This window comes from Leuconostoc gelidum subsp. gelidum KCTC 3527 (assembly GCF_000166715.1).
Lineage (GTDB): Bacteria > Bacillota > Bacilli > Lactobacillales > Lactobacillaceae > Leuconostoc > Leuconostoc gelidum.
On record NZ_AEMI01000030.1, the window covers coordinates 1 to 11,227 of the forward strand.

The 11,227-nt window shown below is 37.6% G+C and carries 11 protein-coding genes; 2 read left to right on the plus strand and 9 right to left on the minus strand.

The window, feature by feature from the left end:
- Window positions 1-309: 309 nt before the first annotated feature.
- Both EUI_RS0107635 and EUI_RS0107640 read left to right on the plus strand, forming a co-directional pair.
- Window positions 310-879 (plus strand): redoxin domain-containing protein, encoded by a 570-nt coding sequence (locus EUI_RS0107635; protein WP_010017231.1) that lies wholly within the window; start codon window positions 310-312, stop codon window positions 877-879.
- A 14-nt stretch (window positions 880-893) separates the two neighbouring features.
- Window positions 894-2,570 (plus strand): FAD-dependent oxidoreductase, encoded by a 1,677-nt coding sequence (locus EUI_RS0107640; RefSeq protein WP_010017232.1) that lies wholly within the window; start codon window positions 894-896, stop codon window positions 2,568-2,570.
- A 92-nt stretch (window positions 2,571-2,662) separates the two neighbouring features.
- Here EUI_RS0107640 and EUI_RS0107645 read toward each other — a convergent pair whose 3' ends face one another.
- The 9 genes from EUI_RS0107645 to spx form a co-directional block, all read right to left on the minus strand.
- The gene (locus EUI_RS0107645) at window positions 2,663-3,445 is read right to left on the minus strand and encodes an alpha/beta fold hydrolase (RefSeq protein WP_010017233.1); all 783 of its coding nucleotides are present in this window, start codon (window positions 3,443-3,445) and stop codon (window positions 2,663-2,665) included.
- A 78-nt stretch (window positions 3,446-3,523) separates the two neighbouring features.
- Complete coding sequence (lpdA, locus tag EUI_RS0107650) at window positions 3,524-4,933, minus strand: dihydrolipoyl dehydrogenase (protein WP_010017234.1); 1,410 nt, start codon at window positions 4,931-4,933, stop codon at window positions 3,524-3,526.
- A 2-nt stretch (window positions 4,934-4,935) separates the two neighbouring features.
- The gene (locus EUI_RS0107655) at window positions 4,936-6,219 is read right to left on the minus strand and encodes a dihydrolipoamide acetyltransferase family protein (RefSeq protein WP_010017235.1); all 1,284 of its coding nucleotides are present in this window, start codon (window positions 6,217-6,219) and stop codon (window positions 4,936-4,938) included.
- Window positions 6,212-7,192, minus strand: a complete 981-nt coding sequence (locus EUI_RS0107660; RefSeq protein ID WP_010017236.1) for an alpha-ketoacid dehydrogenase subunit beta — start codon at window positions 7,190-7,192, stop codon at window positions 6,212-6,214. The genes EUI_RS0107655 and EUI_RS0107660 overlap by 8 nt, the downstream gene beginning before the upstream one ends.
- 1 nt (window position 7,193) lies before the next feature.
- A complete protein-coding gene (locus EUI_RS0107665; RefSeq protein ID WP_010017238.1) occupies window positions 7,194-8,330 on the minus strand; it encodes a thiamine pyrophosphate-dependent enzyme in 1,137 nt (378 codons plus the stop codon).
- Entirely contained in the window at window positions 8,323-9,333 is a 1,011-nt protein-coding gene (locus EUI_RS0107670) for a lipoate--protein ligase (protein WP_010017239.1), read from the minus strand. The genes EUI_RS0107665 and EUI_RS0107670 overlap by 8 nt, the downstream gene beginning before the upstream one ends.
- Before the next feature lie 135 nt (window positions 9,334-9,468).
- A complete protein-coding gene (locus EUI_RS0107675; RefSeq protein ID WP_010017240.1) occupies window positions 9,469-9,870 on the minus strand; it encodes a rhodanese-like domain-containing protein in 402 nt (133 codons plus the stop codon).
- A gap of 52 nt (window positions 9,871-9,922) precedes the next feature.
- Window positions 9,923-10,627: an adaptor protein MecA gene (locus tag EUI_RS0107680; protein WP_010017242.1), complete on the minus strand. Its 705-nt coding sequence runs from the start codon at window positions 10,625-10,627 to the stop codon at window positions 9,923-9,925.
- A 71-nt stretch (window positions 10,628-10,698) separates the two neighbouring features.
- Window positions 10,699-11,133 carry a transcriptional regulator Spx gene (spx, locus tag EUI_RS0107685; protein ID WP_014947674.1) on the minus strand — a complete coding sequence of 145 codons (435 nt, stop codon included), beginning with the start codon at window positions 11,131-11,133 and terminating at the stop codon, window positions 10,699-10,701.
- Between the last annotated feature and the right edge of the window lie 94 nt (window positions 11,134-11,227).

Below are 11,227 nucleotides of genomic sequence, written 5' to 3' on the forward strand. Positions count from 1 at the left end.
TAACTTAAAATTTATTGATAGAACGACAGGTTTTATTTTTGTTTAATAAGTCATCCTTCTCTCATGAATGTATGCAATAACCTGACAAAACATAGTTTTAAATTGCTATATGGCGGCTTTGAACCCTTTAATTGTTGATTAAATATCTAATGTCTCAAAACCCAGAAACCAAATGTCTAGCTCAATTACACGCTAATTTTTAGCTAACTTAATTTTTTTATTCTCGTAACAATAAACTTGCATTTTTTATTATCAAAGTAGTATAATGAAACTAGTTTAGAATGATTGTAATTTAAAAGGAGGAAAATCATGATAACTAACTTTATTAACCAAGAAATTGCCGACTTTTCTGTCAACGCATACCATAATGGTGCCGTTACTTCAGTCACAAAAAAAGATACTTTGGGTAAATGGGGCGTCTACTTTTTCTATCCTGCTGATTTCTCATTTGTTTGCCCAACAGAATTAGGTGACTTAGCTGATCACTACATTGATTTCCAAAAAGCCAACACCGAGATTTATTCAGTTTCAGAAGATAGCGAATTTGTCCATAAAGCTTGGGCTGAGGCCACTGATACAATTGCTAAAATTAAGTATCCAATGCTAGCTGATCCTGCTGGTAAATTAGCACGCTTTTTCAACGTTCTCGATGAAGAAGCTGGCTTAGCTTTCCGAGCTGTTTTCATTGTCAATCCTGAAGGTCAGATTCAATCATATACCATCAATAACATGGGAATTGGTCGAAATGCTGAAGAAATTCTACGGACATTGGAGGCTGCACAATTTGTCTCTGAACATGGCGATCGTGTTTGCCCTGCCAATTGGCACCCAGGTGAAGACACGATTACGCCAAGCCTAGATTTAGTTGGAAAATTATAATATAGGACCCAAAGATGATAAAAAACCATATTTATGACACAATCATAATTGGTGGTGGCCCAGCCGGTTTATCTGCTGGCATTTATGCTGGACGTGCTACCATGGATACGCTTATAATCGAAGGAGATCAAATTGGAGGTCAAGTCATCACGACATCAATAGTTGCTAATTACCCTGCAATTGAAACGATTGACGGCACTGAACTCGTTAACAAAATGCAACAGCAGGCAAAAGACTTTGGTGTTAACTTTGTAGTAGACACTATCCTAGATTATGATTTTAGTGCATCGTACATCAAAACTGTTACTGGGAAAAAAGATATTTACAGCGCACGCAGTATTATTATTGCAACTGGTGCTAAGCCACATGAAGTTGGTTTTCAGGGTGAACATGAATTTCGTGGCCGTGGTGTTGCCTATTGCTCAACATGTGACGGCGAATTATTTAGTGGATTGGAAGTCTTTGTCATCGGTGGTGGTTACGCTGCCGCTGAAGAGGCAGACTATCTGACCCGTTTTGCTCGACATGTCACCGTTGTTATGAGATCTGCCGACTTTACTTGTGCCCCATTGACAGCTGATCGTGCGCGATCGAACGATCGTATTACAATTTTGCCATACACAGAAGTGGTCTCTGTTACAGGTAAAGACTATTTGTCTGAAGCGCACTTCATCAATAATCAAACACACGAAATAACCACATATCATCTTACCCCAGATGATAATACCTTTGGTATGTTCATCTATGTTGGGACAGATCCACAAACAAAGTTGTTTAAAAAAGATATTACCCTTGATGAAAATCAATATATTGTGACTGATTCAACAGGTCAATCAAATATACCTGGGGTTTTTGCAGCTGGTGACGTGATTTCAAAACCCTTACGTCAAATTGTCACTGCTGCTTCTGATGGTGCTATCGCTTCTACCAGTGCTGAATTATACGTCACAGCGTTAAAAAAGGCATTAAATATTGCGATTACACGCCAAATGACGAATAAAAAAGCAAACACCACTTTGAATCAAACAAGTGCCCTAGAAGAAAAACAACCTGTTATGACGCAAAATCGTAAGAGCCATTGGTTTGCAAATGAATTGGTACAACAACTGCAACCCATTTTTAACAAATTAGAACAAGATATTGTTTTGTCACAATTAACAGATAATTCCGAAAAAAGTCGTGAACTCACGGTATTTTTGCAGGAATTCAGCGCATTGAATTCACACATTCAATTCGTATCAAAAACTATTGATCAATCAATGGCTCACCATTTACCATACTTTAGACTACTGACAGCTACTGGTTTGGACACTGGTATTCAATTTAGCGGTATTCCGACCGGACATGAGCTGAATTCCTTGGTTCTTGCTATCTATAATACTGCTGGTCCCGGACAAACTATTGATAGTCAACTTGTTGAACGGATCAAAAAATTACCAGAAACCACTATTGCTATTGGCGTATCGTTGACGTGTCATTTTTGTCCTGATGTTGTGGCTGCTTGCCAACATATTGCGGCCCTTAATCCACATGTTTCTGCTGAAATGATTGATTTACAAATTTTCCCTGAAATACGCGAAAAGCATCATATTAGGAGTGTTCCAGCCATGATTTTCAATCAAAGTGACCAAGTTATTTTCGGTAGTCAATCACTTGAAGAAATTGTAACAGCCATCGAAACGACTAATTAGTTCAAAGGATATTTAAATCATTTCATCCCCAAAAAATCAAAATAAAAATAGTGACTAAGCCTAGCTTATTAGTCACTATTTTTATTTTGAATTTATAAGGTATCAATAAAATTTAGAACAACTTGATTAAAATCATCCGGAGATTCAATATGCGGTATATGTCCAACATCAGCAAAGACATGATACTGCCCATAAGGTGCCATTTTTGATGCAAATTTTGCATGATCTGCTGACCACAAGGGTGATGCACCACCTGCCAAAAACAAATGTGGTACTTGCTCACGAACCACCACGTCACGCCAGTCCTGTATGGCACTATTTAATAGTAATGGTGCGTTCATTTGAAAATCAAATGGTTGATATGCTTGACTTAGTGCGCTTTTAATTTCTGTTGAAATTTTTAAACGCGTGAGTTTTGTATGAGGTAACTTTTCAATAGCAGGTACAACTGTGCTAATATCAGAATTAAAAATACCAAATGGCCAATTATCATCACGCAACATTACTGGTACCTGGTCTTCCGTGATTACAGCTCTTATATTGTTGTCCCCATATAGTGATAAATAAGCCCAAATTGTACTGGCTCCCATAGAATGACCTAGTAATATTGGCTTTTTTAATTGCAATACTGATATAAGTTCTGCTAAATCTTTCCCATGACGTGAAAGACGCATTCCGTAATTAACTGTATCACTTTTACCATGATTACGTCGATCATAGGTAATAACCTGTAAACCATTGGCCACTAACACATCAGTTTGTGCTGTCCATGTTGCCTGATTACCCGAATAACCGGCAACTAGGATCACAGATTGCCCTTGTCCGTGTATATTGTAGTCAATAGTGACATCATCAGCTGTTGTAAATTTTGCCATATTTATCCTTATCTAAATAAAGTTGTCACTATCGTGGCAACTTTATTTTATCATAATTATATAAAAGAGCACTATGATTTAAATATGAATTGGTAAACCATCAGCTAATTCAGCAGTATCCATAATTGCTTCTCCCAATGTTGGATGTGGATGAATTGTTAATGATATATCATTCGTAGTTAAGCCATTCTCAATTGCAAGGGATAATTCAGAAATCAAATCTGACGCATTTGGTCCAACAATTTGGCAACCAAGTAGCGCATGTGTCTCTTTATCACTAATGAGCCGAATAAAACCGACCGTCTCATCCATGGAAATAGCACGTCCATTGCCAGCAAATGGAAATTTTGAAATTTTAGCATTAAGCTTTTTGTCTTTTACTGAGTCTGGTGTTTCACCAGTTGTTGCTAACTCATAATTAGTGTACGCCACAGCAGGTAATGAATAGTGCAAGTCATGGGCTTGTGGGTCTTCTGCAATCGCACCAGCCGCAATTTTTGCTTGAAAACTTGCTTTATGCGCAAGCTGAGGACCTGCGGTAATATCACCAATCGCATAGATATGTGCAACACTTGTTTGCATATTATCAGCAACTTCGATCACACCACGATCTGATAGCTTAATATCCGTATTATTAAGTCCAACATCGTCCGTATTCACACGGCGACCGACTGCGACCAATAAATAATCTCCGGTGATCGTTTGTTCTTTACCAGCAACTTCATAGGTTAACGTGACATCGTCTGTTGTTTGTTCTGCTGATTTAGCAACTGCAGACGTCACAATTACGCCACCACGGCTTGTGAAATCATCTAATACAGGCTTCGTCATTTCGTGATCAAACCCGTTTAATGTGTGATCTAAACCTTCAATGATTGTCACTTGCGTTCCTAAATTAGCATAGGCACCGCCTAACTCAGAGCCAATCACGCCACCACCCACAATAATCAATTTTTTTGGTATAGCAGTTAAACTCAAAACACCTGTCGAATCAATAATACGACCACCAAATGGCATGCTAGCTAATTCTACTGGACGCGAACCAGTTGCCAAAATAGCATTATTAAACTGTAATAATTCATGCCCGTCTTCTTGTAACACATTGAGTGTCGCATTATCGTTAAATCTTGCCTCACCTTTAATGATTTCCACATGATGTTTTTTAAGTAACATTTCAACACCACTAGTCAAAGTACTAACAACCTTATTTTGTTTCCAATCTTGAACCTGATGCCAATCAAGTTCTGCCCCACTCGTCGTTAAACCAAAAGGTGTTGCAGATGTTGCTGTACGATAATGGTGACCAACATTAATTAAAGCCTTTGATGGTATACACCCAACATTCAGACAAACACCACCAATCGTATCCCGTTCAATAATAGTAACTTTTTGGCCTAACTCCGCTGCACGAATGGCAGCAACATAACCACCAGGTCCGGAACCAATCACTACTGTATCAATTTCACGCGCTTGTGCACCCACAACCATGATTAAACCTCCATTAACATATAAGCCGGATCAGCCAATAATTGTTTCAAATAATTCATTGCTGATTGCCCAAGCATGCCATCAATTAGGCGATGATCATAACTAAGCGATAGCTTCATATTTTGACCAATCGCAAGATCACCATTTTCATTGACAATAGGTTCTTTCAAAATCGAACCCAGTCCCAAGATAGCGACTTCTTTACCACTAATAATTGGGGTGAACCATGTGCCCCGTGCTGATCCTAAATTAGAAATAGTAATCGTCCCACCTTGCATTTGCTGAGGTCGAATGGTCCCAGTACGAACCGCTTCAGCGAGTTCAGAAATTTCTGAAGCAATAGTTAAAATTGACTTTTGATCCGCATGTCCAACCACTGGTACATACAATCCTGATGGTGCGCTAACTGCTATACCCATATTGACATCATCATGGTAGATCACTTCTTGTGTTGTCATATCTAAACTAGCATTCAATTCTGGGAATTTTTTTGCTGTAGCAGCTAATGCCTTTACAACATATGCTAAATATGTCAAGCGAATGCCATCATTAGCGGCTTGCGTTTTAAATGCTTGACGATGAGCCACTAGCTTACTAACCTCAACCGAATCAAAATTAGTAACCGCCGGAATATTGGCATTCTGTGTACTCATTGCTTTAGCAATTGCCCTACGTACTGCTGTTAATGGTTGACGACCCTCTCGCAATGGTTCCGGTGCAACCAGAGAAGAACTGTTCTTTGTGTTAACCGCTTCTGTTGGTTGAACCACTTTTTGTGCATTAATTTCCGGTGTTGTTTCATCAACATCTTGGAATTTTTCAACATCAGACAAAGTGACGTGACCATGACGACCACTAGGTGTGATTTTTGTAAGATCAAGTCCTTTTTCATAAGCCAAATGACGAACCGAAGGCATAGCTAAAACATGACCATTAGCAACTTGCACGATGGTTTCTGTTTGTGCGGTTGGATTTTCTGATGACACTTCAGAAACTTGTTTATTTTCCACTGTATCTGGTTCCTGACCACTTGCAGCTTCACCGCTGCCATCGCCATCAAATTCAATTAATGAATCACCTACTTCAACAGTTGTCCCTGCTTCGACAAATAACTTAGTCACTTTGCCACCATAAGGTGATAAAATTTCTTGAATTAATTTATCATTTTGAACTTCAGCAACAGGGTCATCCATAGCAACCACATCTCCGACCTTAATAAGCCATGATGTAATATCTCCCTCAGCCATGCCTTCGCCAATATCAGGCATTTTAAAAATCTCAGTCATAATTCACAACCTCCATTACCTTGGCCACAACATCATCAGATTTAATCATCCAATCATTTTCTGCTTGTCCAAAAGGATAAACTGAATCTGGTGCCGCAATACGCCCAATCGGTGCTTTCAAACTCAGGATAAAGCGTTCAGAAATTTCACTCATAATACTTGCACCAATACCCGCCATACGTTGTGCCTCTTGGACAACAACAACTCGACCAGTTTTAGTAACCGTGTCACCAATAGCTTGAATATCAAGTGGCGACACTGTGCGTAGATCTAATACTTCTGCTGAAATACCATTTTTATCTAGTTCCTCTGCCGCTTTCAAAGCAACTGGCACACCGCCGCCATAAGAAATGATTGACACATCCGTACCTTCATGGACAACTGCCGCTTTATCTAGTGGTGTTGTATAGTATCCTTGGGGCACATCACCTTTCATTGAACGATACAAATGTATATTCTCCAAAAAAACAACAGGATCGTTAGATTCAACTGCACTCAAGAGTAATCCTTTTGCATCCGCTGGATTAGCTGGCATTACCACACGAATTCCAGGAATCTGTGCCACCATACCTTCAAGATTATCTGCATGCATTTCAGGCGTCTTAGTACCGCCACCATAAGGTGATCGTACAACAATGGGCATATTACGCGTACCATTAAATCGATATCGATTACGGGCCATTTGACCAGCAATGGAGTCCATCACTTCAAATACAAAACCGAAAAATTGAATTTCCATGATTGGCCGATAATCTTGTGTCGTCAGGCCAATGGCTAATCCACCGATGCCAGATTCTGCCAGAGGTGTGTTGAAAACACGGTCTTCGCCATATTTTGCTTGCAACCCATCTGTTGCTCGAAATACACCACCATTTTTACCAACATCTTCACCAAAAATCAAAACATTATTGTCTTTCTCTAATGCTAAGTCCATCGCTTCACGAACCGCATCAATATAACTTTTAACAGCCATGTTACTTTCCCTCGCTTTCAAACTTGGTAATTTGCTCAGCCATCGCATAGCTTGGTACTTCAAGTGTGTTTTTGATAAAGTCAGAAATTTTCTGCTTAGAAACCTTATCAGCTATTTTGATTTGATCATCAATAAGCGCATTGACCTCAGTAATGTAAGCTGCTTCTTTATCTTCATCCCAAATACCTTGACCAGTCATGTATTGACGCGTTCGAATTAATGGTTCTTTTTTCCAAGCAGCATCAATATCTGCCTGTGTGCGATAACGTAATGGATCATCACCGGCAGTTGAATGCGCCTCTAAACGATTAGTGAGCGTTTCAATTAACACGGGACCTTTGCCACTCGTTGCCCAAGCCCTTGCTTCCTTTGATGCCAAGTAGACTGCAATAGGATCGTTTCCATCAACAACAATACTGGGTACACCTGCAGCCCAACCTTTTGCGGCCAAATGCGTTGCAGCCGTTTGCATCGCACGGGGTGTCGAAATAGCAAAGCCATTATTTTGTATAAAGAAAACCGCATTCGCTTTATAAGCACCTGCAAAATTTACGCCTTCATAAAAATCACCTTGAGATGAACCACCCTCTCCTGTGTAGGCATAAGCAACCGCATCTTTTTGACGCTTTTTCATACCAAGTGCAATACCTGCCGCTTCCACATATTGCGCCCCAATAATAATTTGTGGCATCCACGAATTAACCGGTTTACCCTCTTCAGTTGTAAATACATTGCCTAATGCATGGCCACGTGACCATAAAATTGCTTTCCAAATTGGCCATCCTTTAACAACAATCTGAGGGATATCGCGATAACCTGGCATTAACCAATCATCATCTTTAAAAGCATATGATGAGGCCATTTGAGAAGCTTCCTGTCCAGCAGTTGGCGCAAAAAATCCAAAACGTCCTTGCTTTGCCAACTTGGTTGAACGAATATCTAGTTGACGACTTAGCAACATGCGCTTCATGATATTTATAAAGTCTTCCTCAGTTAACTGAGCTCTTTGTAATGATTCACTATCAACAATTTCACCATCACTGTCTAAAATATGCAGTATTGGAAACACATCATCTTGTACTTGCATTTGATTATCAAAGTCAAGAATTTCCTTATTTGCTACAATAACATCACGCATTAGTTTCTACCTCATCTTTCTGAAAAAACGTCTCTAATAACTCATTATTCGTAATACTACCAAAGTATTGACCATCTTTATTTTTCTCTAAAATATCAGCAATATATCCATATGTGAACGGTATACCAATCAATTGTGACTTCATCTCTCGCCAATCACGAACCCCCAAAAAATCACCCGTAAAATTAAGATCTGTTATCTTACCATCATGAACATCAATTTGAGCATTAATACTACCACCACTAAATTTTGCATGATTATTATACATAAATTCTGGACTTTGACCATAATTCCATGACCATTGAGAAAACTTTTTATCCCGTAACATTAAAATATCAGATTTTTGATTAGCATTTAATTTATATTCACCGTCTCGTCCCTCGTTTGTCAAGTAATAAGTCAACTTGTCAATAAACTTGTCAATCGTTAAATCTTTTGGCGCATAATCCTTAATGTTACCAACACGAGTACGAACAGATTTGGCGGCTTTGGAAATAAATTTTTCGTCCGCAACGTTCAATGAGCGAACCATTGCGTCCACATCAGTATCCCAAAGTAATGTCCCATGATGCATCAAATACCCACCAGCATAACGCTGTGCATTACCTGACACTTTTTTTCCTTCAATTTCTAGATCATTCCTGCCAGATATATCTACATGGATTCCAAGTGACTCCAATGCATCAGCCATAGGTTGAACGAATTGATGAAAATCAACACGTGCGCTGCTAGACACAGGTACAAAGAATGTAAAACAAATATTTCCTAAATCATGATAAACTGCACCGCCTCCAGATACGCGTCGCACAACTTCGACATTATGCGAATCAACATAGTCAGAATTAACTTCAGAAAATGTGTTTTGATTCTCACCAACAATTACAGCACGCTTATTTTGCCATAAAGAAAACACAGGTTCTTTTGGTTTCAAATTTTTCAATAACCAAGCATCCATGGCAATATTTGTATATGCATCTTGATTAAAATAATTAATATACCTCATGATTGATACTCCTTAAGTTGTAACCGCTTACATATTACACCTTTTATTATACACTTTTTATCTGAAAAATTTACTATAATTTCCCAAACAAAAAAACACTTAGAGTTTTCTAAGTGCAAATTGCCTCAATATTAGTTATTTTGTAGTTTTGCCATCGTATCGACTAAAACCACCACGCAAAATAAATATTTTACTTTTATGGTATCCTTGTTTTTTCAAAGATTTACCGACACGAACAACATCACGTAACCGTTCATCATACAAGAAAATATCGCGATCTTTTCGTAAGCCAGATTTTCCTTGTGAAAAATTAGCCACTGGTATATTCCGAGCACCCATTATATGCGAGCGCTTGTATGCGGCCGATTCTCTCACATCAATAATTTGGCCATTTTCATTTGACATTTTTTTTGTAAAATCAATCGGTTTAAGCAGTACAGCACTAGTTTTTGCAGATAAAAATACCCATAGCCAACTTCCTAAAGCAATTAAACCCCATACAACAACAACTATAATGGCAGTTGTTAATAAATTCATAACTTATCCCTTCTAATCACACCAATTTTTATATTACACAAAAAATATGCGCTCATTTAAAAATATTTTTTATTTGGACGAGTGCATTTACACGCATAACAATTTCGCCATGTTCGTGCAACACATCTCTTTTTATAGTACTTTCTGAAGCAAATTCAATGGCGAAAGATTTCTCATCTGCAATCTTCTCCAGTGTCATTTTATCAGTGGAAAATGTCAATACAAGATAAAACACATCATTATATCGATACAAATCAGACAAAATATTTTTCATTTGATCTATTTTTGAAATCGCAATGATCGACTCAAAATTTGAAATTTTCAAAATTAATTCAGAATTCGTAACAACATCAGAATTTGTTACTACCTTTTGAGATTCGGAAGAATTTGAAGTAGTTAAACTATTGTCATTTTGTTGTAAATCAGTACGTCTTTCATCGGTAATATCGTCGATAGTTTCCAATTTGTTTTTGGTGTAACTCATCAAATTATTAATAACATCACCTACTTGATTATCATTGTCTAATCTTGAAATAAACAATTCCAAGCCATTACGATTTGGTAAAATCTGAAAGCTTACCTGATCATCATCACTAAAATCATGGTCAACATCGACTTCAGATAAAATATTATAAAAAAAAGATTCTATTTTATCGTGATCTCCTAGTAATTCCATAACAGAAATGCCGCGTTCCTTTAAATCAGTATTTTCAATCATAACACGAATTGTATTATCATTAATTCTTTCCATTTCCATAATTTAATAGCCGCCTTTCATTTATTTTTTTGGAATTATTATGACAAAAACAGTTAGAAAATTGAACCATCTTAGTCTCTCTCAACTACTAAATCTTTTGCTTTTTCTTCAAAGTCAGCCTTAAATGTTGCACGAATGAGTTCACGCTGACGTATATCACGAGGTAAAAAACGACGGATTTCGTCATCATTGTATCCAACTTGCATGCGATGATCATCCATAATAATTGGCCGCTTTAATAAAGAAGGATTATCTACTATTAGTTCAATAAATTTATTAATAGACATACTGTCAAGATCCAAATTTAACTTAGAAAATATCTTTGAACGCTTAGAAATAAGTTCTTCCGTTCCATCTTCAGTTAATCTCAGTATTTCTTTAACTTCTTCAGCACGCAATGGTTCTTTATTCACATCACGTTCAATATAAGGAATATTATGATTTTCTAACCACAGTTTTGCTTTTCGGCAAGAAGTACAACTTGGTGATGAAAATAATGTAATCATAGCCATAGAATATTGCCTCCTTAGGTACTAATAAGCTAATTATAACAAATTTTCTTAAGAAAGTATATGGCCTTAAATTATCAACACAAAAAAA